Source organism: Nocardia sp. NPDC057668 (genome assembly GCF_042799795.1).
Lineage (GTDB): Bacteria > Actinomycetota > Actinomycetes > Mycobacteriales > Mycobacteriaceae > Nocardia.
Genome location: NZ_JBHVIC010000001.1, coordinates 816,638 through 838,871 on the forward strand (window position 1 = coordinate 816,638; position 22,234 = coordinate 838,871).

Consider the following 22,234-nt stretch of genomic DNA (forward strand, 5'->3'; position numbering starts at 1 on the left):
TCGTCAACCATGGGTGCGAATAGGTGAGTTCGGCAAAGTTTTTTGCCGATCCGGCAAAGTGACCGTGGGCACGCAGCAGCTCCTGCCGCTGGGCGAATGCAACAGCGGAGTGAGGTCCCCCGCAACAGTCCGACCGGGTGCGCCTCCGTTCGCACATCATCGCGATCAAGCGCGAACTCACCGGCGATTGCGACCCACCCAGGGCTAGAGGTTGTCCAAGCGTGGAAGCCTGGCAGGTGAACAGCTCTCTGCCACAGTGGGATCGGCGTCAAGGCGCGAGTCTCGGGCAGCGATCGCACGTCGGATCAATGCGCGCGCAGCATTGCCCGTCACGGACTGCCCGGCCAGGATGTCGAACGCTTGCCCGTAAATCGCGATCTCTCTGGGCTGGGTGATCGTCAGCTCCGCCGTCGCACCTTCGACTTTCACGATCCGGTTGTCGAACATGACGAAGTTCTCGACGGCGGCAAGGGCTTCTGTCATCAAAGGGACGATTCCGAGCGTGACGCGCGCCATCCCGAGGATCGAGTACAGGCGATCGAGTTGCCCCACCATGACATCGCGGTCACCCACCGTCGTATAGAGCGCCTGTTCCGCGATCAAGAAGTGGAAGCGGTGGTCTCTGCGGTAGAGAACTCGTTGCCGCTCCATCCTTTTGGACACACCCGCGTCGACGTCGTCGGGGATGCGGTAGAAGGCGACGCCGTATCGGAGGATGGCTTCGGCGTAGTCGGCCGTTTGAAGCAACCCCGGGATGACCTGCGGCTGCCAGTTGCGAAGCTGTCTCGCGCCCGCCTCCAGCTTCACCGACTGGTGCTGCCGATGCCGGGTTCCGGTCGCAAGTATCCGCCGCCACTCCAGGTAGGCGGCGTCCAGATGGCGAAGTGTGGCAATCAGATCGGGTAGTTGGTCATCAGTGCCGGTGTGGAGGCAATAGGCCCTCAGGTCAAGATCCGAAGGCTTGATCTTGCCGTATTCGATCTTCGAGACCTTCGATTCATGCCAACCCTCACGGCGGGCGAGCTCCCGGCCCGTGAGTCCGGCCGTACGCCGGATCTCCCGAAGCCGTTGGCCGAGAGCTTCCCGTTGTTGTTGAACAGAACTGGTCACCGCGGGTAGGTCTCCGCAGGGTCGTCGTACTTGTCGAACGGTGTGGCCAGCGACCACAGCCGTTCCTTCGATCGCCGACAGTAGGCAGCAATACTCGGATCGGTGGTGATACCAGCACCGGCGGGCTTGCCCTCCGCGTCGACCAGGTTGAACGCGACCTTCGTGTCATCGAACAACCAGAAGTCGTCGACGGGCACCTGATCGGCACCGGCCAGATGCCGGGGTAGGTACCGGATATCCTCGCCGGCGTCGATGTTGTCGCGTGTCTCGGTAAGCAGCCAGCGCTGATAGTCGCTGTGCGGGACCGTGACCACCCTGATTCGAGACACCGTGACGCCTCGCGCGGTACACCCACGCACCAGCGAAGCCCACGCCTGCCACGACTCGTCCGGTTCTTCCGAACGTGCTTCGCCACTGAGGAATCGGCGCAACGGCTCGGACTCGCCCGGAACGCCGTAGGAATCACGCACTTCCATGTGGAAGGCCGACCTCTGGGTGTCGCGGAACAGGTCCGGCCACGGGTTACTCTGCCGCAGCTCCACCGTAGAAAGCCCTCCGATTCTTCGGAACCTCGATGGCGGACTCGTAGGTCTCCATCGTGAGTTGATCGAGCGTTTCCGGCTCGGTGATCGGCCGCCCCGCAAGCGTGAAGGTGCCCCGGCCGCTGTCGGTCATGGTCGCGCCGATGAACGTGTCCGGTTCAACGTAACTCAGAAGTACATGGGGGATTTCGACAGTTTCGGGTGTGCCGGTCTTCCATCCCTGAACCAGGTAGGTGTCCCGGTCCGTGACGAACAGACTCGGGCAGTCACCGACCTTCGATCCGTTCTTGCCGAGGAAACGTAAGCGCATGACCTTGCCTCCATCCAGTGGTGTGCATGTGCTTGCCCGCGAGGTCGATGATCCTCCTCGAATTCTGTTGTTGTGGACCTTCGGCCCGTATCAAGCAAGCTCGTGCAAGTTCGTGGCGCGGATGGATTTCCGGCACTTAGCGTCGATCTCGGGCGTCCGGGGCTGCTGGAGTCTCGGCTCCGGTCTGCCTCATCAACCCCGACAGGGGGTTCGCCCATGCCGCTCACCGAGTCACAGGCCACGGTGCTTGCCACGCTGGCCGCCTTGGAGCCGACGCAATCGCTCACCGTCCGACAGCTCTGCGAGAGAACGGGTTTCACGAGCTCGGGCGCCCGGAAGATAGTCAACGGTTTGGCGGCGTCGGGCCTGGCGCGGTGTAACCGGCGCGCCCCCGCGGGCTGGCAGATCACGCATCGGGGATCCATGCTGATCAACGCGGCCCAGTACGGCGACTACCGCAGCGGCAGCCCCGGAGGCGATGCGGCGTGAAGTCCGACGACGAGGACGACTGCACCACGCTCGATCAGTTCGAGTTTGAACGCCCGCGGTGTTGGCTCCAGTACTCCGACGGGACGTGGGAGCCGGTGTGGGCCGATGGGTCGGTCGGCGATCCCGACATGGCTTTCAACCCGGCGTGCGCGGTCCGCGGGAACGGGACCGATCTGGACTCCCGTTCCGGACTGACGCAACGAACGGACACGAATCCGTAGCCGAACTCGCCAAACCAGGGCTCGACAGCTTCGCAGTCGCCTTCACTCTCGACCAGGCCAAAGATGCTGTTGCACAAGCGCGGGCGCAGCGGGTCCATGGGATCGCACACCAGTCACGCAGTGACGGCAACCGACTTCTCCCACGTTCCGTACTGCGGACGCAGTCCTTGGTGGATGTGTGGGATCGATCATTGTGGAACGCACCTGCTCACCCTTCGCTGCCAGGCCGGGTCCCCCACTGCGCCAGTCGATTCCGGCGTCAGCCCCGTGTGTGACCCCAACCTGTGTACCATTCGGATGTTGAAAACATCGGAATGATGTCCGCATCTCGAAAAATTTCCGACTGGAAGTGAGAGTGTTGTGATGATGGTTCGCCTGAGCCGGGCTGAGCAGCAGGAACTCAACCGTCGCAAGGTCCTCACCGCAGCGCGTGAGGAATTTGCCGAGCACGGATTTCACGGCACGACCGTGGATGGCATCGCCGTTCGGGCGGAGCTGACACGCGGTGCGGTCTACTCCAACTTCCCCAGTAAACGAGCGGTGTACTTCGCGGTGTTGGCCGACGAGGCCGAACGCGCGCCGAGCGCTACGCAGAAGCCTCCGGGCATAACCGTCGAAGGTGCTCTGGAGCTATTCGCCGCGATCTCGATCGATCCGTTGCCGCGCTCGTCGGACTACGTGTACCAGGGGATGCTCCAGCTCCGTTCACCGATGCTCGGCATCGATCTCATCCCGGAACTGATGTCGGACGAGAGCCTGCGCGGTCCCTTCGCACAACTGATCAAGTTCGACGCGATTCTGCTCGGAATGGCGCTCGAGGCTCTCGCCACTGCGAATGGCTCGGTCCCACGGCGTTGGATCAACACGGCGGAATGCGTACTGACCATGCTGTACGGCTCGACCCAATTGTCCTTCGTAGCACCGGGATTCACCAGCATCGCCAACATACTGACTGTCTGTTCGCACATGCCCACAGCAGGTCTCGAGGAGCGGGAATGGGCGCCGCCGGAGGGGATGAGCACCCTCGATGTAGCAGAGGTGGATGAGAGCTGGGACCCGCCACAGGCTCTCGATATCGTGCGTGGCACCTCTGCGCGGCTCGAAGTCGACGGTGTGGTCGCAATATTCGGGGTGGACAGACTCACGGCCGTGGAAGCCCTCGTCCGTGTACAACCACCGGCGGGTCACCTCACCGTCGTCATCGTGGTCGGAGATACGGCGGAACTGAGCGCGTTGGCGCGGCTGACGATTGCCGATCTCACCCGGTCGCTGCGGTCAGCGTTCCCGGAGACAACCTGGCCGAGATTCGACGTCGTCGTAGACGAAACACGGACCGTAGCTACCGCATGTGGAATCGGCACCATGGACAACGACACCGAAGCGGCCGTACGCATCAGCCGCGGGCGTATCACTTCTCGTGTGCTGGGGCCGCTCGCCGGCCACAGCCTCACCTCGATTGCAGTACCGAGCCCCTTTCGGTAAAACGCGCGGCCACAGTCACCAAACCCACTACTGAGAGGAGCGACCGCGATGGCCCGAATCGGGGATGGCGGCGAACTACTGAAATGCTCGTTCTGCGGCAAAGGCCAGAAGCAGGTGAAGAAACTCATCGCCGGCCCCGGGGTCTACATCTGCGATGAGTGCATCGACCTGTGCAACGAGATCATCGAGGAAGAGCTCGCCGAGGTCCGCCTCACCGACTCGGACGAGTTACCTCGACCGGCCGATGTACGAAAGTTCCTGGACGAGTATGTGATCGGGCAAGACAACGCTAAACGTTCACTGTCGGTCGCGGTGTACAACCACTACAAGCGATTGCGTTCGCAAACCACGACGCCCGATGGCCGTGAGCCGGTCGAGCTCTCCAAATCCAACGTTCTGTTGCTCGGTCCCACCGGATGCGGAAAGACGTACCTCGCTCAAACCCTGGCTCGGATGCTCAACGTCCCTTTCGCAATCGCTGATGCAACTGCTCTCACCGAGGCCGGCTACGTCGGCGAAGATGTCGAGAACATCCTGCTGAGGTTGGTTCAGGCTGCTGACTACGACGTCAAGCGAGCCGAAACCGGCATCATCTTCATCGATGAGATCGACAAGATCGCCCGTAAGTCCGAGAACCCCTCCATCACTCGGGACGTCTCCGGCGAAGGCGTGCAGCAGGCGCTACTGAAGATTATCGAGGGCACGATGGCCAGCGTCCCACCGCAGGGCGGGCGGAAACATCCCCACCAGGAGTTCATTCAAATCGACACCAGCGGGATCTTGTTCATCGCCTCAGGTGCGTTCGATGGACTGGAGAAGATCGTTTTCGCTCGGGTCGGCAAGCGGGGCATCGGTTTCGGGTCCGACGTACGGACGAATTCCGAGCACGAAGATGAGCAGCTGCTGGCGAAAGTGCTTCCCGAGGACCTCACGAAGTTCGGCTTGATTCCTGAGTTCATCGGCAGGCTGCCGATCGTCACCTCAGTCACCCAACTCGACCGGGCGGCACTCGTCAAGATTATGTCCGAACCTCGAAACGCCCTGGTAAAACAGTACGAAATGCTGTTCAAGATTGATGGCGTCGAGTTGCAGTTCACCGAGGACGCGCTGGCCGCCATCGCTGATCAGGCGATGGTGCGCAAGACCGGCGCCAGGGGCTTGCGGGCGATCATGGAGGAGGTGCTTCAACCGGCTATGTTCGAGACTCCGAGTCGCGATGACATCAGCTCGGTGGTGATCGATGCAAAGACGGTCACGCGGAACGTGAATCCCTCGATCGCCGGGCGGCGTTCGAGGCCATCAGGCTCTCGCCGGCCGGAGAAGTCGGCGTAAGAGCCTGCCTTGCTTCACAGTGGATTACCGATCGGGTGCGTCTTTCCTGATGGACGCAGCGATACGGCCGCAGGCTCTGTCTCCCGCGGCGCGGGCGATGATCCGTCCGTGCCGAATTATCATGGCGGCCTCGACGTTATCGTCCAACGGGGTGCCGGCCTCCACGAGGCCAGCGGATATAGCGTCCTCGTCGACAACGATCTGTACTGCGGGCAGGGCACGAGCTGGAAACGCATACCGTAGCGAGCGGCTGAAATCAGCGATCGCGAGTCGCGCGAGCGGCAGTACCTCCGCCGAGGCAGCGCTGACAAGGACCACGACCACCTGGTCCTCATGCGAGGCCGCCGCCATCAGCTGCTCGATCGCGGCGATTCTATTCATACCCAGCACCAGTACGAAGCCGTCATTGATCGAGCGGACGGCGCTTCCACGCAGACGATCGACTGACGGAGGTAATGACCACGCTTCATCGACACGCGTCGGCGGCTGGAACTCGTTCGCGCCGAGTCGCTCTGGAGGTTGTCCGGGCTCGAGCCGGCCGACTTCTTCGCAGAGTTCTATCAGCCGCGGAGGATCGATGATTTCCGGTGCGACGAACGACAGTTGGGTTGCGCCATAGAGGATTGTCAACGTGGACTCGGCCATGCCTACGTACGAAGCAAGCGGCACATCCGGATACCGAGCCAATGCTGACAGCGCCGCGCCGAGCAGCACGGCATCCAGCTTGATCAACTGAGCGAATGGTCGTCGAACGGTTTCTTCGGACAGCACCTCTGGAATGAGGTCGAGACTCAGCATCGGTGATTGAAACTGCTCGATCCCATCGACCCTGTCCAGCGACGCCGTTGGAAGACGTTCCAGCCACGTGCCGGCGAAGGCGGCCAAGGCTGCTGCGGGCGTTTCACCGGGGCCACCGCCAGCGGGAGGCGGGGATTGCTCGGCTTCCTGTGCCAACACCGCGAAGTAGAGAGCGCGTTTGCCAGGAAAGTTCGAATACACTGCTCCGCGCGTCAACTCCGCGCGCTCGGCGATTCCGTCGACTGTGGCTTGCCGATACCCTCGCTCGGCGAACTCCGATTTCGCTGCGGCCAAGACCGCACGGCGGTTCAAGTCCTGCCGCTGCACCCTGGTAAGTCGAGCCATCGTCCCTTCACCGTGCTCACGTGAAATTCCATCGCGGAGCCTACCGCCACCTCCGGGACCGCGGGTGCTCCGGCCACCGGTCCTGCGGATCACGAGGAAGCCTTTCCGAATGGTGAAGGCCGTGACTGCACCGAGGTCGCTATTCGGTGCGACCGCCAGGACCGGTCCTATGTGGCGGCGCGACCCCCAATCGGGGCACTCTCGCGCAGATCAAGCGACTGAAGTAACGTGCCCGCACATGAGCGAAAGTCTGGTTGGGAAGAGTGCGCTGGTTACCGGGGCTAGCCGGGGGATCGGGTTCGGGGTCGCGGCGGAGCTGTTGCGGCGGGGGGCCAACGTCGTCGTTACCGCGCGGAAGATCGGGCCTTTGGAGGAGGCCGCCGAGCAGTTGCGGGGGCTGGGGTACCCCGGCAAGGTTGTCGCTGTCGCGGGGAACTCCGGGGAAGCCGACGCGCGGGCCGAGCAGGTTGCGGCCGCGGTCGCGCAGTTCGGGTCGTTGGACGTGCTGATCAACAACACCGGGATCAACCCCGTGTACGGGTCGCTCATGGAGGCCGACCTGGACGCCGTGCGGAAGATCTTCGACGTCAATGTCGTTGCGGCGCTGGGGTATGTGCAGGAGGCGTACAAGGCGTGGATGGGTGAGCACGGCGGGGCCGTCGTCAACGTCGCCAGTGTGGCGGGGTTGCGGTCCACCGGGGTCATCGCCGCGTACGGGGCTTCCAAGGCCGCGCTTATCCGGCTCACCGAGGAGCTCGCCTGGCAGCTCGGGCCCAAGATCCGGGTCAACGCCGTCGCGCCGGGCGTCATCAAGACCAAGTTCGCGGACGCGCTCTACTCGGCCGACGAGGAGGCCGCGGCCGCCGTGTACCCGATGAAGCGGCTCGGGTCGCCCGAGGACGTCGCCGGGCTGATCGGATTCCTCGCCTCGGACGAATCGTCGTGGATCACCGGCACCACCATTCGCGTGGACGGCGGGCTGCTCGCCACCGGCGGCATCTGACAGCCCACGGCCGAGCCGGCTGCCGACCACGGCTCGCAGACCCACTGCCGCGATGCACACCCTCGCGGCAGTGGGTGCCTGCGGTGGCCGACGCGTCCGCCACCGCAGCGGAAACGGCCTGTATCAGCCGCAGCGACATCCCGAGCACGAAACAGCCCGTCTCGCAACGATAGTCGTTGCGAGACGGGCTGTTTCGTCACTGCGAGCGGATCGCCACGGGCAATCCCACGGCGAGCGCACACCCCCGGCTCAACGCCAGAGCAGCGCCCCCAGCGTGTCGCTGTGCCGGTACCGCAGGTACTTCTCCACCGTGTCGACGGCCACCGACGCGTCGGCCGTAGCGAACGTGATCACCAGGAACTGCCCCTCGCTCCCGTCCCGCCACTTGCCGGTGTGCCAATTCGCGATATAGCTGCCCGAGCGCAGGTTCAGATCGTTGTCGTCGAACTGGCCCTCCGCACCGGACGCCGCGGTCGCATCGCCCATCCCGAGGACGAACTGGGTGAGCATCAGCCCGCCGTTCTCGGACTTCCACACCAGCTCCGCGGCGTACTGGCAGCCCAGGCCGGTCAGCTTGCCGCCCTCCTCGATCGGGCCGCAGGAGTTGTAGTCCTTGCCCTCCACCCAGGAAGCCTGCAGCGCCACGTCGCCGAGCCGGAAGTTCCAGTCCTGGCCGTACTCGGTGTAGCTGAATTTGCCACCCGACGGCGCGGCCTTGGTGGTCGTGGTGCTCTTGGTGGTCGTGGGGGCCTCGGAGGTGGTCGACTCCTCGGTGGTGGTCGAGGTGGTGACCGCCTGGTTCTGCTCACCGTCGTCCTTGGTGAACACGACGACCGCGCCGATGGCCACCGCGAGCACCGCGACCACGCCGAGCACCACGCCGATGATCAGGCCGGTGTTCGAGCGCGGCGGCGTCGGCGGCTGACCGTAGCCGGGCTGCTGGCCGTATGCGGGCTGCCCGCCCCACTGCTGCTGCGGCTGCTGCCAGCCCGAGTTCGGGTCCGGCTGCTGCGGCTGCTGCCACCCCGAGTTCGGGTCCGGCTGCTGCGGCTGCTGCCACCCCGAGTTCGGATCGGGCTGCTGCGGCTGCTGCCACCCGGAATTGGGATTCGGCGGCTGCTGCTGCGCCGCCCAGTTCACCTGGGTCGGGTCGGCGGGCGGCGGTGCGGCCGGCCGATCCCACCACGCCGGGTCCGGCTGCTGCCCCTGGGCATTGGGATCGCCGCCGCTGCCGGACGGCGGTCCGGGTGGATACGTCATCTGCTCAACCTTTCGCACCGCGCCGGGCCCTCCCCGGCCCGGCCATCGTCACCGAAGCGTATGACGGCCGCCCGGCATGATCCAATCTCCGGGTGACCTCTGACCTTCTCGTGTGCGGATCGGGCCCGGCCGGACGGGCCCTGGCTCATCGCGCACTCGCCAAGGGACTATCGGTCACGGTGATCGATCCGCAACCACAGCGGCGCTGGCCCGCCACCTACGCGGCGTGGGCCGACGAACTACCGGACTGGACGGCGGCGCACACCATCGCCGCCGCGATCGACCGTCCGGTGGCCTGGACCACCCGGCGCGTCGAAATCGACCGTCGCTACGTGGTATTCGATACCACGGCGCTGCAGGATTCGCTCGATCTCACCGGCGCGCGCCTGATCCCGGGGCGCGTCGCGGAAATCGTGCGCGCGAGCCGCTCGGGCGGAAACGGCAACGATCTGCCTTCGGTGCGGCTCGAATCGGGGCAGGTTCTGCCTGCCGGGCGGATCATCGACGCGCGCGGGGTGGCCCGCTCCCCCGCGCGGGCCGAGCAGACCGCGTTCGGCGTAGTCGTGGCACGCGAGCGCTGGCCCGAGGACGACACGCTGTTCATGGACTGGCGCGACGACAACGGCGCCGCGCCCGGCGAACCGCGCTCGTTCCTGTACACGGTCCCGCTGGGTCCGGACACCGTGCTGCTCGAGGAAACCTGCCTGGCGGGGCGTCCGGCCCTGGAGCCGAAGGACCTGCGCGAGCGGCTCACCCGGCGACTGCGGGCACGCGGACTCGAACTCACCGGCGCGGAACCGGTGGAGCGCGTGCGGTTCCCGGTCCAGGGTGGCCGCCCGCGACCCGGGATGTTCGGCGCGGCGGGCGCTTTCACGCATCCGGCCACCGGGTACAGCGTCGCCACCGCGTTGCGCACCGCCGATCAGGTCCTGCTGGGCGAATCGCCCTGGACCCCGGGGGCGCGCGGGGTGCGGGTGCTGCGGTTGGCGGGCCTGCGGGCGCTGCTCGCGCTCGAGCCGGCGGATCTGCCGGTGTTCTTCGATCGGTTCTTCGAGCTGCCGATCCCGCTGCAGCGCGCGTATCTCTCGGGCCGGGACGACCTGCCCGGAACGGTGCACGCCATGTCCGCCTTGTTCGCGGCGCTGCCGTGGCGCCTGCGCGCCCGGCTCGCCCGGTCGGTCACGGGTCCGGGCTAGGCCCGGTCGGCAGGGCACGATCGGGTACCGAGACGCGCTATCGCGGGTAGCGACCCGGCCCGAGCGGACAAAATCGAGTATCGGCTACTCGCGACCCCGGCTCGGGGCGGGGTTCGAATGGAGTCGTCCCATTCCTCCGCTTCACGAGGTGTCCGCCATGATCGACTACCGAACACACCTCGCCGCCCTCGCCCTGCAGACCGCGCACCTGGCCGCCCGGCCGATCGCCGATCCGGTGCTCGCGGCCCAGCGCGATCATCAGGTCGGCGCGGTCCAGACCGCTTCTCGAACAGCACAGTTGGGAGCGCTGGTCGATCACCTGTTACGGCACGCCGGGAACGACGGCGCCGAACTGGCCCTGCTCGAACGCGCCGCCGCGCTGTGGGCGGACGGATTGCGGCTGTACGCGGCCGTCGAGCGGATCCGCGACGACGTCCAGGGCGCGCTGGCCGATCCGGCCGATCCCGGTGCGGCAGCGGCCTTCTGCGCGGCGACCCGCACCCTGCGCGGGCTCGCCGAGGAATTCCACGACAAACACGCCGACATCGCCACGCTCACCTCGGATGTGCGCGCCATGGACCATCTGCCCGAGCATCCGCGCCAGGCCGATCTGCGCACCGACCGCTGGCCGTGGGGCGATCTGTTCCTGGCCCGGCGCACCGACGCCTTCGCGCGCACCATGTTCGCGCACGCCAACTCCCCCGACGAACTCGCCTTCGCCTTCGGGGTGCTCTCCAGCTCGACCGCCAACGCCTGCGGCTCGGCGTTCCACGGGCAGGTGGTGGGCGGGCCGCGGCGCGCGCACCGCTTCCGGGACCGGGTCGCGTCCACCACGCTCGGCAGCTGGTTCGCCCAGTCCCGGCCGGAGCTGCGGCGCTGCGCGGACATCGCCGATCGCATCCGCTTCGGCGCGGGGCCCGAACCCGAACTCCCCCAGCATCTCGCCGATCTGCTGCAAACCGTGCTCGACGAGGTCTACGACCCGGCGCTGCGCCCGCCGGGGCCGGATCTGCACCTCGGATACCGCAGGCTCGTACGACATCTCGAACTGCTCGACCGCTTCGAACAGCCGCCCGCCCCGACGCCGCTGCCGCTCACCCTCATCGCCGAGATCTACGGCGACCCGGCCAACCCTCCCGCACCCATCACCACGCCCACCACCTCCACCCCGCCGGTCGGGCACGGGCCGGGCATCACGCCGACCACGTACAGCGGCTATCCCACCGGCGGCAATCCCGGGCAGCCCACCCAGACCGACAACACCGTCGACGCCGGTGAAGCCTGCGGGGCGTTCTGGCTCGGCGTGCTCGCCTTCCTGGGCTTCGCCGTCCTGCTCGGCGGCCCGTGCTGGGAGCAATGGGGCAGCGGCAAACGCTGTACCTACTGGGACAAGTACGTGGCCAAGAACTTCGAAACCGCCTTCAGCCCACCGGCATTGAGCCAGGAGGAGCGCGACGAGCTGGCGAGCCAGCAGCAGCCGCTCAGCGCCGGACAGCTCGGCAACGCGGTGGTGCTGCGGCAGCTGACCGAACTGGCGGCGCAGCTCTTCGAATTCCAGAAGGGGCTGTGGGAGGCGCTGGGCAAGGCCAAGGCCTATCTGACCGGCAGCGGATTGCTGTACCCGGACGGCAAGCTGGGCTTCCCGCTGTACCGGCAGTTCCTGACCGTTCCCGAAGCGGCCGGCTGGCCGCACCGGCCCGAACCCGATCCGGTGCGGCGGTTCTACCGGTACCCGCCGACCCCGCTGGAATACCCGGTGGCGCAACCGAACCTGCTGCCGGCGGGCGCGGGACCGGCTCGCCTGCGGGTGCTACTGGGGGCCGCGGCGACCGAAACCTGGATCGACATGATCTCGGGCGTGCGCGGCACCGCCAACCCCGACCTGGACGCCGATCGCGGTGTGCGGCACGACTGCTGGGCCACGGGCGGCTCGATCAACGACAACCCGGTGGACGTTCAACTGCTCGGCTATCAGGAAATGTAGGGGTGCGGAGATGCCCGAACACGAACGGCCGGAAGACGAACGGCCGCCCGGCAACGACGAGCACGGTGAGCAGCCCGGGAACGACCGGCCGTTCCTCTTCGTGCACAGCTATCCGCCGCCGGTGATCGGCGGCGGATACCCGGCGCTGGACACCGGCGCGCGGCCGGTGCCGCCGGGAGTGTGCTGGTACCTGTGCACCGGCGTCGAAGCCCTCACCCCGTACGTGCCGGGTGAGCGCCTCTCGGTGCGGGTGACGGTCGGCAACTGGCAGGGCGGCAATGCCGAGACCCTGGCCAATGTGGCGGTGTGGTGGTCGCATCCGACCAGCGGGCCGCTCGTTCCGGACAAGGACAAGTTCATCGGGTTCGCCACCGTGGCCGTGGCGCCGCACGGCGGGCGGGCCACCACGCTCACCATGACCAGCGCCGATCCCATCCCGGTCGCCGCGGGTCCGCACATCTGCCTGCTCGCCAAGGTCTGGCACGTGCTCGACCTGCCCACCGGAAACCTGGCCCAGCCGATCACCGACCGGCACTGGGCACAGCACAATCTCGCTGCCGTGCAGGCGAGTTCGCCGGTCCCGATCAGCTTCCTGATCACCAATCCGACCGAGGAGCGCGCCGCCTACCTGGTGCTGGTGCGGGCCGCCGACTCGGAGCTGTGGGCGCACTTCACCGCGGGCGCGAACTGGCGCCCCACCCGCGCAGCGGCGGACCTGCGGCTCACCGATCCGGTGGCCGGCGAATCCGCCTACGGCACGGGCACTCTCGACTACGCGGTCGAACTGGATCCGGGTGAGCAGCGCGAACTCCGGCTCGACGTGCACGCCGACGGGCAGCTCGAGCCGGGCACGGTCGCGCCCTACGAAATCCTGCAGTGCGACATCGATCGCCGCCCGCTCGGCGGGATCGGCATCGCACTGCGCGGAGACGCACGCTAGGGCACCGCGGCGACCATACGGGGCGTGCAGTCCGGCCCGGGTGCCCGACGGTGACGAAGGCTACGAACAGGCCGTCACGGCGAACAGGGCGTCCCCTGCGCGGCGACAACGCGGGGCACCAACCGACAACCCACGCTTGGGCACCGCGCGTCGACCGACACCTGAGCACCGCGCGACGACCCACGCTGAGGCAACACGTGATGATCCACGCCAGGGGCACCGCGCGGCGACGCCCGTTCGCCACCGCGCGGGACCCGCGCCGGCCGGTCGCTCAGCGGCGCTCGGCGGGGTCGGACTGGCGCAGCCCGTCCAGGATCTCGGCGGCGTGGTGCACGAACAGCAGGTGGCCGACCCCGGGCAGCACCGTGAGGCGGCTGTTGGGCAGGGCGGCGGCCAGGTGCCTGCCGTCCAGTAGCGGGACGTTGTTGTCGGATTCACCGTGCCAGACGTGCACGGGCACGGCGATGTCGGCGAGGCGGAAACCCCAGGGGCTGGTGAGCGATTGCAGATCCGCGGCCACACCGTGACTGCCCTGGCGGAACGCCTCGGTGATATTGGCCTGGAGCTTGTCGGCCAGTTCGGGGTCGGCTGCGATGAGTTCGCGGTCGCGCGGGCACATTTGACCGACCAGGGCGTCGATGCCGCCCGGTTTGTGGACGAACATCGACAGGCGGGCGGCCAGCGGGCGGGACAGCAGCGGGAATGTGCGCAGCAGCGCGAGCAGGCGCCTGCGCCTGCGGCCCGCTTCGTCCAATTCCGCTGCCGCGCTCAGGGTTTCCAGCGGGGCGGGGCCGCTGACCACCGCCACGGCCGACACCCGGTCGCCGAGACGGTGAGCGCAGGCCAGCGCGTGCGGGCCGCCGCCGGAGACGCCGACGACGGCGAATCGGTCCAGGTCGAGGTGGTCGGCCAGGGCGGCGACCGCTTCGGCCCAGTCCGCGACGACACGCTGGCGCGCGCCCATCGGGGTAAGACCCATACCCGGGCGGTCGATGGCGATCAGCCGGATGCCGGCCGCGGCGGCCGGAGCGTCGAAGGCGACCGCCTCCACGTGGGATCCGGGAGCGCCGTGGCAGTAGACCACCGGCGCACCCGCCGGATCGCCGTAGTCGACCAGGCCGAGCGGGCCGGTGGGCAGTGAAATCGTCCGTGCTCGAGGGGAAGTCACCCGAGCAGGGTAGGGGGCCGCACGGCCTCGCGGGTGCGGGATGCTCGGAAGTTGCTCTCGAGCGCGGCGGGTCACCGCGTGCGGTGTCGAGCGTGCCGCGCGGTCAGCGCGATTCGATCAGTTCGATCGTCGCCTCGAGCACCTCGAGACCGGGGGCCGCGGGCACGAGAATGAACTCGTCCAGGCCCGCCGCTTCGGCGGCGTCCAGCGCCCGGTGCAGGGTGGGCGCGTCGAAGGTCTTCATGGACGCGGCCGCGGCGGCGGCGTTGTCCGAACCCATGAAGTCCAGGTACTGCGCGGTGAAGTCGCGCAGCGCGGTGGCCGGATCGGGGACGCCCAGGGCGTAGAAACAGCCGCTGACCAGTCGCGGCGCGGTGCCCGTGCCGGCCTCGGACCAGGCGCGCCGCGCCGACTCGGCGGACCAGGAGATCTCCGCGGGGACCCCGCCGACGCTGAAGGCCACCACCCCGTCCGCCCAGCGGGCAGCCCGGGCCAGGGACTTCGGGCCCAGGGCCCCGGCCAGGATCGGCGGTCCGCCCGGCTGCACGCACGGCGGGCCGAGCGGATCGCCGCCGGGCACGGGCGGGGTGCCCGCCCACAGCGCGCGCAGCGCGGCCACGCCCTCGTCGAGGCGATCGTGCCGATGACCGAAATCGGAAGCGAGACTGCGATAGTCGTCGCGCCGCCCGCCCACGCCCACCGCGACGGTCAGGCGGCCCTCGGAGAGCACGTCCAGGGTGGCTGCCTGCTTGGCGACCAACTCCGGCGGATGCGCGGGCAGCACGGTCAGATTGGCGAAGATGCGAATGCGTTCGGTCAGCGCGGCCGCCGCCGCCAGCGTGGTCCACATTTCCGGATTGTGGAAGGCCATGCGCTCCCCGCAGGAGATGCTCGAGAACGGGCCCTGTTCGGCGCGCAGGCACCAATCGACGGTCGAGCTCCTGTTATAGCCCGAGCACATGGTGGGCAATGCGATACCGATATCCATGCGCCCTACTGTCGCATCGGTCCCGCTGCGGCGCAGGGCATTCCGCTAGCTGTTTATCCAGTCACCGAGACGCGGGAGGGTATTGCGCCAGCTGCGTTCCATGGCGTTGCGCTGCATGCGCTGGCGGCGGTCCTCGATGTCGAAGCCGGTCTGGGTCAGCAGCAGCCGGGTGCCGCGGCCCTGCGCCCGCAACGTCCAGTCGATGGTCCAGGTGGCGGGCGGATCGGACAGTGAGTAGGTCCAGCTGTAGGCCAGTTGTTCGAGGGGCCGGGCGATCAGCACCTCGCAGGCGACCTCGCCCGGAGCGATGGCGGGCGTGTTGAACAGGAAGTGGGTGCCGACGGTGGGTTCGAAGCCGGTCGGGCGCACCATCCAGCGTTCGAGCAGGTCGGGATCGATCAGTGCGTTCCAGACGACTTCGCGGGGCTGCGGGAAGAAGCAGCCGAGTTCGACCGCGGCGGGATTCAAACCGGAATCGCCCGTCATCGGCGCACCGCCTCGGTGTCGTCGGCGCCGCCCGCGAAAACCGCTTCTCGTATGCCAGCCATGACTCTCCCTTCCTCTGCCCGGTCACGTATCCCCCAGCGCGCCTGCCGACTTCACCGCGCCACCCTCGCGACGGCGATCCCGGCCGGCGGCCGTGCCCTTACGCTACGAACTCCACCGGGGTGGAGGTTCAAGCCATTGTGACCGACGGCACCGGGCGCGGCACGCTTGTCGGCCTCGGAGAGTTGGGGCGGTCCGCGGAAGTCGGCGGGACCGGGCAGGAGGCGGGGCGGGCACGGGACACGCCGACCAGCGCACCGGATATGGATCGGCTCGGCGCGCCCCGCCAGGCACAATCAGGACATGCCAGACGATCCGCACCCCAGCTCCGAGCACGCGGGGTACCCGGTGCGCACGGTGGCCGAGCGGCTCGGGATCCCGACCGCCACGCTGCGCAGCTGGAATCGTCGCTACCGGATCGGGCCGGAGCAGGACCGGCCCGGACGGCACCGCCTGTACACCGAGGCCGATATCGCGGTGCTGGCCCGCATGGTCGAACTGGTCAGGGCGGGCGCGACCCCGGCCGGCGCGGCGAGCGCGGCCCGGGGACCGGCGCTGACCCTGGGCGACCGCGCCGCGCTGCTGACCGCGGCGTTCGCGCTGGAGAGCCGGAGCGTGTGCGCGATGCTGGAAACCCACATCCGCGACTACGGGGTGATCGACACCTGGGATCGGCTGTGCCGCCCCGCCTTCGGCGACATCGTGGCGCGCCAGCTCCACGGCGAGGGCTGCGTCGACGTCGAACATCTGCTCTCCTGGTGCGTCATCGCGACCCTGCACCGCGCCGCTCCCCCGCCCGACAGTCCGCCCGCGCCCCTGGTCCTGGCCTGCACCGGCGGCGAAACGCATTCGCTGCCGATCGAGGTGCTGCGCGCCGCGCTGGCCGAGCGCGGCGTCGGCGCGTACATGCTCGGGCCGGATGTGCCGGCGGCCGCGCTGCGGGACACCCTGCATCGGCTGCCGTCCCCGGCGCGTGTGCTGCTGTGGTCGCACCAGCCGGCCACGGCGCTGGTGTCGGCGGTGCACGCGTGCCATCGGGCGGATGCGACGGTGTACGTCGCCGGCCCCGGCTGGGATGCCCTCGCCCTGCCGGAACCGGCCGTTTGCATCGACACTTTGGCCGAAGCTGTGGAACGGCTGAGCTGAGCTGTCGGCGGGTTCGGCTAAGCCACGGTGTCGGTGATGGACTTCGTGCACAGCGGCTCGATCGCGTCGTAGCCGCCGGTGGTCGGCGAGGTGAGGAACAGGCAGTCGTTGGCGCCCGCCGCGGTGATGGCGGTGCGGATCTCGGACCACTGTCCGTCGGTCAGCACCGGCGTGCGAGACAGCACGAAACCGGCCGTGCGCGTGGGATTCACGACCAGGGCCCAGCCGTAGCCGGGGTCCAGGGCGGTGACGACGTAGTTGGTCTCGGTCTTGGTCTCACCGCGGAAGTTCACCGCCAGCTGGGCATTGGTCGCCGGGTCGGTGACCTTGGCCGTGCCGACGATCTCGTTGGGGTCGCCGGTCCAGGTCGTGCAGGAATTGCGGACGGTGACGTCCCCGGCCGGGTCGAGGCTGTAGTTCGCCCGGGTGTCGCGGGCGCACACCAGGTTGAAGAACTGCGGTATCGCGGCGAGCTGGTTCCAGGTGCCGAGGTAGCGCGCGAGTTCGAGGTTCGGCACCGGGGCCGCCGGTGCGGCCGAGGCCGGCGCGGAGGTGGCCAGCAGCGCGGCGCAGACGCCCGCGGTGACCGCGTAGGCCGCTTTGGAGGCCGAGAGGCTGCGTGTCGTGTTCATTGCTCCCACAATCGTTCTCGTCGGCGGACGGCCCCGGTCGAGGCCCCGCACAGCTGACGGGTTCCCTTGCGATGCGAAACCGATGCGCTCGGTTCGCCGGAAGATGTCTGCTCCGCACTACCCGGGGACGCCGGACACAAACCCGCGCCGTACCGCGAGCCCGGCACGGACTCGGGCGCCGGCGACGGGAGCGCGGTCGTCGTCGAGTTCGCCGACCGCGGGCAGAGCCGGGGCCGATCAACCTCCCGACCGGCCCCGGCCCACCGCCGGCTCACCGGCAGTTCCGAAAGTGTTCACATACCCCGGAATTCGACGATCGGCGCCGGATACACCGAGGCCGGAACACCGGCGCGCCACGGCCGCTGGATCTCCGCACCCGGCAGATGCGCGATCTCGGGCAGCCAGCGACGGACGTAAACCCCGTCGGGGTCGAACCGGTCGGCCTGGCGCAGAGGGTTCAGGACACGGCTCGACCGGGTGTCGGTCCCGGTGCCCGCGACCCACTGCCAGTTCAGCCGGTTGTTGGCGATGTCGGCGTCGACCAGCCAGCGTTCGAAGTGCTCCGCGCCCAGCCGCCAGTCCACCTTCAGCGTCTTGCTCAGAAAGCTGGCCGTGATCATGCGGGCGCGGCCGGGCTGCAGGCCCGTGGCCAGCAGTTGCCGCATGGCGGCGTCGACCATCGGGTAGCCGGTGTGGCCGGACTTCCAGACGTCGAAACCGTCGGGATCGTTCAGCCAGGTCCGCCCGTCCGGGCGGTAGTCATCGACGGCCACTTCCGGGCGGTCCGCGAGCACCTGGTGATGGAAGTCCCGCCATGCCACCTGCCGGACGAACGCCTGCCCGCCGGCGGAGGAGGCGTCGGTGCGGTAGACCACCTCGGTCGGCGACAGACAGCCGAAGTGCAGGTAGGGCGAAAGCCCCGAGGTGCCGTCTATCGTCAGCTGATCCTTGGTGTCCTCATAGTCGTCGACCGGCCCGGAAACCCAGTGCGACAGCAACTTCCGGCCCGTGGTCTCCCCGCCGACCTGCAAGTCCGGCGAACCCGGACCCGAGCAGAGATCGGCGAGATCGGGCAGCGGATCGCTCTCGATATCGGGCACCGTCACCCGCTCGGGCACGGGCAGCGGCCGCCGCATCGGCGTCTGGGACCAGCGCCGGTAGTACGGGGTGAACACCGCGTAGTGGCCGCGGCCGGTATCGGGTTTCATCTCCGCCGGATCGACGGCGGTGATGGAGGCGGGATGGGTCTTCACCTGACAGTCCAGGCTCGACAGCTCGTCGCGGATGGCCTCTTCGCGCTCGCGGCTGTAGCGGCTGACATCCTCGGCCAGATGCACCGTCTCGGCGCCGGTCTCGGCCGCCACCCGCGCGACCACCTCGGCCACCCGGCCGCGGCGCACCACCAGCCGCCCGCCCCGGCCGCGCAGTTCCGCGTCGAGCTCGGTCAGCGCGGCCAGCAGGAAGCGCACCCGGTTCGGAGCCTCGCGCACCCGCGCGACGATGGGCTCGTCGAGCACGAACAGGGGCACCACCGCATCGTCGCGCGCCGCGGCGGTGAGCATGGGGTTGTCGCGAATGCGCAGATCGCGACTGAACAGTGCGATGGAGACGGACATGACCCCAGCCTATCGCCGAAATGATGCGAAAACGATTCAACCCGGCGCGTCCGCGGGCATGTCCCGGACCGGACCCGGAGCATTCCGCCAACACAACCAGCGCCGACACCGCCGACTTCGCTATCGTCGGTATCGGCAACGACCGACGAGAGAACCGGCCGCGAACGATGGTCCGCGGCGACAGGAAAGGAACCACTATGGGTGTCAGTCTGGCCAAGGGTGGCAATGTCTCACTGTCCAAGCAGGCTCCGAATTTGACCGCGGTATCGGTGGGTCTGGGCTGGGACGTGCGCTCGACCACCGGCGCCGACTTCGACCTCGACGCCAGCGCGCTGGCCACCGACCCGAACCACAAGGTGTTGTCGGACAGCCACTTCGTGTTCTACAACAACCTCAAGTCCCCCGAGGGCAGCATCGAGCACACCGGCGACAACCTCACCGGTGAGGGTGAGGGCGACGACGAGACGATCAACGTCGATCTGGCGGGGACCCCGCCGACGATCACCAACATCTTCTTCCCGGTGTCGATCCACGACGCGCAGGCCCGGCAGCAGTCCTTCGGCCAGGTCCGCAACGCCTACATCCGCGTGGTGGACCGCGCCACCGGCGCCGAGCTCGCCCGCTACGACCTGACCGAGGACGCCTCGACCGAGACGGCCATGGTCTTCGGTGAGCTGTACCGCAACGGCGCCGAGTGGAAGTTCCGCGCCATCGGCCAGGGCTACGCCTCGGGCCTCGCGGGCATCGCTCGCGACTACGGCGTCAACCTCTGATCGATTCACGGCTTCGCGCCGTACGGGGGTAGACCGCACGGGCCGCGCACCGCAGGGTGCGCGGCCCGTTCCGTGTCCTCGAACCGTCCGGGCGCTGGCATCCCGCTTGTCGGGCGGTGTTCACGCCGGCGCACGGCGATCCGCGCGCGGCGGCGGTGGCGGCGGCGGGTCCGCCGGAGCGGTCGAATGCCGTAGCGCGGCAAGCTGCTTGGGAGAGAGACCGAACCAGCGGCGGCTGGCGCGGGTGTAGCTGCTCTGCTCGGAATAGCCGAGCTGGGTGGCGATCTGCCCGCCCGACAGATCGGTCGCGGCGAGGTCCCAGGCCTGTGCGCGGCGAACGTCGTCGAGTATTCGTTCGAAGGTCAGGCCCTGCTCCGCGAGGCGGCGCTGTAGCACCCGCGGATGCATGTTCATCGCGTGCGCGGCCTCGGTGAGACCGGCGCGATTCACCTCCAGCAGCCGGCGGACCAGGTGGTCGACATGGTCGGCCAAGGCCAGATCGTGCCGGATGGGGGCGAGATGCGTTTCCGCGAGCGCGCTGGCCGCGTCGTCACGATCGCGAATCTCCCTGTCCAGCAACAACGCCGGGAATTCGATGGCGTCGCGGCCGGAGTCGAACGTGACCTGTGGCCCGAATACCGCCCGATAGCTCTCGGCGGGCGCTCCGCGATGGTGGCGCATCGTCACCCGCAGCGGGAGAAAGTCCGCGCCGAGCAGCAGGTGAAAGACATCCATCGCGACACCCAGGCTCAATTCGGCCACCAGCGCGCGGTGCGGCAGTCCGCGCACCTCGAAATCGATGTCCAAGGCGGCCGTTTCCGAACCCTGCCGCACCGCGACACGAATAGCGGGACTGTAGGTGTGCAGATATCGTGACGCGCCTTCGAGGGCGTCCACGACATGCGCGGCATGGCGAATGATGACCGCCACCGGGCCGAGAATCGCGACGCTTTGCCGCTCGGCCAAGCGCAGGCCGATATCCGGGCAATCGAAGTCGGCCGCCGCGGCGCCCAGCAGGCGAGCCAGGGCGCTGAACGGGAGAAACGCGTCATGGTCGCCGACGACCGCGGGATCGACACCCTGACCTCGCAATAGTTCGCCGGCATCGCCGCCCAGATCGCGAACGACCTCGGGAAAACCCGACAGCGAAGTGCCCCGAATCAAGTCGGTCATAGTCGTCAATTGTCAAACAATAGTCGCGCGAAGACAAGTTTTGGTGTCCGCACCGGGCGCATAGTGAATAGGCATCGGCACAATTCATTCGAATTCGAAAGATCTGCGCCGATCCAATCGGAGCCAATTAATTTGACGCGCTTGATAATTCACTGTCGGCGCATGCGGCAATCGAGAACAGTCGAGTCTTGTCGCCCGCATTCGAGCCGACCCGCACAGGAAGCACTGGGAGACAATGAATATTCGGAAGTCCACCTACGCGGTCACCCTGGCCGCGGCTGTTGTTCCGGTGGTACTGGCCGCCACCGCCCCTTCCGCGACCGCCGCCGATCCCGCTTCGGCCGGGGTCCCCGCCGCGACGGTCCCCGCCGATCAGCAGCCCGCCCAGCCCGGCGCGATCGACCCCCAGCGCATCGGTGACGCCGCGAATGCCGGTGCAGCGCAGGGCGCGAGCAACGGCCTGACCTACGGCATGCAGAACGGCGCGGCCATCGGCGGCGTGGCGGCGGCCGTACCCGGCGCGATCGCCGGAACCGGAATCCTGACCCCCGTGGGGGCAACCGTGGGCACCGTGGTGGGCGGCGCCGTCGGCGGCACGGTGGGCTGCGTCATCGGGGGCGCCATCATCCCGCTCGCCGGATGCCTGATCGGCACTCCCGTCGGCACGGTCGTGGGCGGTGTCGCCGGAGCTGCCGTCGGGACCGCCGCGGGCGCGACCGCCGGTGCGGCCCTGGGCGCGGCGGTGACCGCGCCGGTCGGTATCGCCGCGGGCGGAGCGATCGGCGGAGCCCTCGGCGCGGCCGGTGGGGCGGCCGAAGGCGCCGCCGACAGCGCCTCTCAGGAGTACGCCCGCGAAAACGACGCCCAGCAGGGGCTGCCCGAACCGGCCCCGGCCGAGGAGGCTGTATCGGACCCGGCTCCCGCGGTCGCGCCGATCCCCGATCCCGCGGCCGCGCAGGCTCCGGTCGACGCGCCCGCTCTCGAACCCTCTCCCGTCGATGCGGTGGCGCCCGACCTGCCGCCCGCGCCCGCCTTCGATCCCGCTCCCCCCGCCGCGGTTCCGCTGCCCGCGCTTCCGATTCCCGATCCGGCAGCCGCGGTCGACGACTTCGTTCAGAACACCGTGCAGCAGGCCATCACCCTGTTCAACCTGCCGGTCCCGGCACCGCGGTGACCTCCG

At 68.3% G+C, this 22,234-nt stretch carries 21 protein-coding genes; 10 read left to right on the forward strand and 11 right to left on the reverse strand.

The genetic code is table 11. The features are described 5' to 3' along the window. Window positions 1-204: 204 nt before the first annotated feature. Genes ACFVBH_RS03800 through ACFVBH_RS03810 form a run of 3 tightly spaced genes read right to left on the reverse strand, consistent with a single transcriptional unit; the run spans window position 205 to window position 1,962 of the window. On the reverse strand, window positions 205-1,110 hold the full coding sequence (locus tag ACFVBH_RS03800) for a helix-turn-helix domain-containing protein (RefSeq protein ID WP_378999538.1): 906 nt from the start codon (window positions 1,108-1,110) through the stop codon (window positions 205-207). Beyond that, window positions 1,107-1,652 carry a DUF6879 family protein gene (locus ACFVBH_RS03805; RefSeq protein WP_378999540.1) on the reverse strand — a complete coding sequence of 182 codons (546 nt, stop codon included), beginning with the start codon at window positions 1,650-1,652 and terminating at the stop codon, window positions 1,107-1,109. The genes ACFVBH_RS03800 and ACFVBH_RS03805 overlap by 4 nt, the downstream gene beginning before the upstream one ends. Further along, entirely contained in the window at window positions 1,633-1,962 is a 330-nt protein-coding gene (locus tag ACFVBH_RS03810; RefSeq protein ID WP_354989666.1) for a hypothetical protein, read from the reverse strand. The genes ACFVBH_RS03805 and ACFVBH_RS03810 overlap by 20 nt, the downstream gene beginning before the upstream one ends. Before the next feature lie 216 nt (window positions 1,963-2,178). On the opposite strand from ACFVBH_RS03810, the gene ACFVBH_RS03815 reads away from it, so the two are divergent. The 3 genes from ACFVBH_RS03815 (at window position 2,179) to clpX (ending at window position 5,486) form a co-directional block, all read left to right on the forward strand. Beyond that, complete coding sequence (locus ACFVBH_RS03815; protein WP_378999543.1) at window positions 2,179-2,451, forward strand: MarR family transcriptional regulator; 273 nt, start codon at window positions 2,179-2,181, stop codon at window positions 2,449-2,451. A 584-nt stretch (window positions 2,452-3,035) separates the two neighbouring features. Continuing rightward, entirely contained in the window at window positions 3,036-4,154 is a 1,119-nt protein-coding gene (locus ACFVBH_RS03820; protein WP_378999546.1) for a TetR/AcrR family transcriptional regulator, read from the forward strand. 48 nt (window positions 4,155-4,202) lie between these two features. Next, window positions 4,203-5,486: an ATP-dependent Clp protease ATP-binding subunit ClpX gene (gene clpX, locus ACFVBH_RS03825; RefSeq protein ID WP_378999548.1), complete on the forward strand. Its 1,284-nt coding sequence runs from the start codon at window positions 4,203-4,205 to the stop codon at window positions 5,484-5,486. 24 nt (window positions 5,487-5,510) lie between these two features. On the opposite strand, the gene ACFVBH_RS03830 is transcribed toward clpX, so the two are convergent. Further along, window positions 5,511-6,611, reverse strand: a complete 1,101-nt coding sequence (locus ACFVBH_RS03830; protein ID WP_354989671.1) for a helix-turn-helix domain-containing protein — start codon at window positions 6,609-6,611, stop codon at window positions 5,511-5,513. A gap of 256 nt (window positions 6,612-6,867) precedes the next feature. Between ACFVBH_RS03830 and ACFVBH_RS03835 the strand changes: the two genes are divergently transcribed. After that, on the forward strand, window positions 6,868-7,632 hold the full coding sequence (locus ACFVBH_RS03835; protein WP_378999551.1) for an SDR family oxidoreductase: 765 nt from the start codon (window positions 6,868-6,870) through the stop codon (window positions 7,630-7,632). A 249-nt stretch (window positions 7,633-7,881) separates the two neighbouring features. On the opposite strand, the gene ACFVBH_RS03840 is transcribed toward ACFVBH_RS03835, so the two are convergent. Then, window positions 7,882-8,892 (reverse strand): hypothetical protein, encoded by a 1,011-nt coding sequence (locus ACFVBH_RS03840; protein ID WP_378999553.1) that lies wholly within the window; start codon window positions 8,890-8,892, stop codon window positions 7,882-7,884. A 92-nt stretch (window positions 8,893-8,984) separates the two neighbouring features. Here ACFVBH_RS03840 and ACFVBH_RS03845 point away from each other — a divergent pair, with 92 nt between their 5' ends. From ACFVBH_RS03845 to ACFVBH_RS03855, 3 genes are all read left to right on the forward strand, one after another. Next, a complete protein-coding gene (locus ACFVBH_RS03845) occupies window positions 8,985-10,088 on the forward strand; it encodes a lycopene cyclase family protein (protein ID WP_378999556.1) in 1,104 nt (367 codons plus the stop codon). 157 nt (window positions 10,089-10,245) lie between these two features. Continuing rightward, a complete protein-coding gene (locus tag ACFVBH_RS03850) occupies window positions 10,246-12,072 on the forward strand; it encodes a hypothetical protein (protein ID WP_378999558.1) in 1,827 nt (608 codons plus the stop codon). A gap of 10 nt (window positions 12,073-12,082) precedes the next feature. After that, entirely contained in the window at window positions 12,083-13,012 is a 930-nt protein-coding gene (locus tag ACFVBH_RS03855) for a hypothetical protein (RefSeq protein ID WP_378999560.1), read from the forward strand. Window positions 13,013-13,283: 271 nt separating this feature from the next. On the opposite strand, the gene ACFVBH_RS03860 is transcribed toward ACFVBH_RS03855, so the two are convergent. The 3 genes from ACFVBH_RS03860 to ACFVBH_RS03870 all read right to left on the reverse strand — a co-directional run bounded on the left by ACFVBH_RS03860 (window position 13,284) and on the right by ACFVBH_RS03870 (window position 15,654). Beyond that, entirely contained in the window at window positions 13,284-14,180 is an 897-nt protein-coding gene (locus tag ACFVBH_RS03860; protein WP_378999562.1) for an alpha/beta fold hydrolase, read from the reverse strand. A 103-nt stretch (window positions 14,181-14,283) separates the two neighbouring features. Continuing rightward, window positions 14,284-15,168 (reverse strand): LLM class flavin-dependent oxidoreductase, encoded by an 885-nt coding sequence (locus ACFVBH_RS03865; RefSeq protein ID WP_354989678.1) that lies wholly within the window; start codon window positions 15,166-15,168, stop codon window positions 14,284-14,286. 45 nt (window positions 15,169-15,213) lie between these two features. Next, entirely contained in the window at window positions 15,214-15,654 is a 441-nt protein-coding gene (locus ACFVBH_RS03870) for an SRPBCC domain-containing protein (protein WP_354989679.1), read from the reverse strand. Between the two features lie 363 nt (window positions 15,655-16,017). Here ACFVBH_RS03870 and ACFVBH_RS03875 point away from each other — a divergent pair, with 363 nt between their 5' ends. Then, window positions 16,018-16,860, forward strand: a complete 843-nt coding sequence (locus ACFVBH_RS03875; protein ID WP_354989680.1) for a MerR family transcriptional regulator — start codon at window positions 16,018-16,020, stop codon at window positions 16,858-16,860. A gap of 17 nt (window positions 16,861-16,877) precedes the next feature. On the opposite strand, the gene ACFVBH_RS03880 is transcribed toward ACFVBH_RS03875, so the two are convergent. Together ACFVBH_RS03880 and ACFVBH_RS03885 are read right to left on the reverse strand one after the other, a co-directional pair. Beyond that, window positions 16,878-17,492 (reverse strand): lipocalin family protein, encoded by a 615-nt coding sequence (locus tag ACFVBH_RS03880; RefSeq protein ID WP_354989681.1) that lies wholly within the window; start codon window positions 17,490-17,492, stop codon window positions 16,878-16,880. A 293-nt stretch (window positions 17,493-17,785) separates the two neighbouring features. Beyond that, window positions 17,786-19,108, reverse strand: coding sequence for a cryptochrome/photolyase family protein (locus ACFVBH_RS03885; RefSeq protein ID WP_378999565.1), 1,323 nt, complete (start codon window positions 19,106-19,108; stop codon window positions 17,786-17,788). A gap of 197 nt (window positions 19,109-19,305) precedes the next feature. Here ACFVBH_RS03885 and ACFVBH_RS03890 point away from each other — a divergent pair, with 197 nt between their 5' ends. After that, window positions 19,306-19,881, forward strand: a complete 576-nt coding sequence (locus ACFVBH_RS03890) for a TerD family protein (protein WP_354990820.1) — start codon at window positions 19,306-19,308, stop codon at window positions 19,879-19,881. A 120-nt stretch (window positions 19,882-20,001) separates the two neighbouring features. Here the strand turns inward: ACFVBH_RS03890 and ACFVBH_RS03895 are convergent, their stop codons facing one another. Next, window positions 20,002-21,054 carry an AraC family transcriptional regulator gene (locus ACFVBH_RS03895; protein WP_378999568.1) on the reverse strand — a complete coding sequence of 351 codons (1,053 nt, stop codon included), beginning with the start codon at window positions 21,052-21,054 and terminating at the stop codon, window positions 20,002-20,004. Between the two features lie 235 nt (window positions 21,055-21,289). Here ACFVBH_RS03895 and ACFVBH_RS03900 point away from each other — a divergent pair, with 235 nt between their 5' ends. Next, the gene (locus ACFVBH_RS03900) at window positions 21,290-22,228 is read left to right on the forward strand and encodes a hypothetical protein (RefSeq protein ID WP_378999570.1); all 939 of its coding nucleotides are present in this window, start codon (window positions 21,290-21,292) and stop codon (window positions 22,226-22,228) included. The last annotated feature ends 6 nt before the right edge of the window (window positions 22,229-22,234 follow it).

What these genes read in the sequence shown, in the direction of transcription:
- ACFVBH_RS03875 (WP_354989680.1), top strand. Translation starts at nt 16,018, where the DNA reads ATGCCAGACGATCCGCACCCCAGCTCCGAGCACGCGGGGTACCCGGTG.
- ACFVBH_RS03815 (WP_378999543.1), top strand. Translation starts at nt 2,179, where the DNA reads ATGCCGCTCACCGAGTCACAGGCCACGGTGCTTGCCACGCTGGCCGCC.
- ACFVBH_RS03840 (WP_378999553.1), bottom strand. Translation starts at nt 8,892, where the DNA reads ATGACGTATCCACCCGGACCGCCGTCCGGCAGCGGCGGCGATCCCAAT.
- ACFVBH_RS03820 (WP_378999546.1), top strand. Translation starts at nt 3,036, where the DNA reads ATGATGGTTCGCCTGAGCCGGGCTGAGCAGCAGGAACTCAACCGTCGC.
- ACFVBH_RS03895 (WP_378999568.1), bottom strand. Translation starts at nt 21,054, where the DNA reads ATGACCGACTTGATTCGGGGCACTTCGCTGTCGGGTTTTCCCGAGGTC.
- ACFVBH_RS03890 (WP_354990820.1), top strand. Translation starts at nt 19,306, where the DNA reads ATGGGTGTCAGTCTGGCCAAGGGTGGCAATGTCTCACTGTCCAAGCAG.
- ACFVBH_RS03810 (WP_354989666.1), bottom strand. Translation starts at nt 1,962, where the DNA reads ATGCGCTTACGTTTCCTCGGCAAGAACGGATCGAAGGTCGGTGACTGC.
- ACFVBH_RS03880 (WP_354989681.1), bottom strand. Translation starts at nt 17,492, where the DNA reads ATGAACACGACACGCAGCCTCTCGGCCTCCAAAGCGGCCTACGCGGTC.
- ACFVBH_RS03850 (WP_378999558.1), top strand. Translation starts at nt 10,246, where the DNA reads ATGATCGACTACCGAACACACCTCGCCGCCCTCGCCCTGCAGACCGCG.
- ACFVBH_RS03855 (WP_378999560.1), top strand. Translation starts at nt 12,083, where the DNA reads ATGCCCGAACACGAACGGCCGGAAGACGAACGGCCGCCCGGCAACGAC.
- ACFVBH_RS03885 (WP_378999565.1), bottom strand. Translation starts at nt 19,108, where the DNA reads ATGTCCGTCTCCATCGCACTGTTCAGTCGCGATCTGCGCATTCGCGAC.
- clpX (WP_378999548.1), top strand. Translation starts at nt 4,203, where the DNA reads ATGGCCCGAATCGGGGATGGCGGCGAACTACTGAAATGCTCGTTCTGC.
- ACFVBH_RS03865 (WP_354989678.1), bottom strand. Translation starts at nt 15,168, where the DNA reads ATGGATATCGGTATCGCATTGCCCACCATGTGCTCGGGCTATAACAGG.
- ACFVBH_RS03900 (WP_378999570.1), top strand. Translation starts at nt 21,290, where the DNA reads ATGAATATTCGGAAGTCCACCTACGCGGTCACCCTGGCCGCGGCTGTT.
- ACFVBH_RS03835 (WP_378999551.1), top strand. Translation starts at nt 6,868, where the DNA reads ATGAGCGAAAGTCTGGTTGGGAAGAGTGCGCTGGTTACCGGGGCTAGC.
- ACFVBH_RS03870 (WP_354989679.1), bottom strand. Translation starts at nt 15,654, where the DNA reads ATGACGGGCGATTCCGGTTTGAATCCCGCCGCGGTCGAACTCGGCTGC.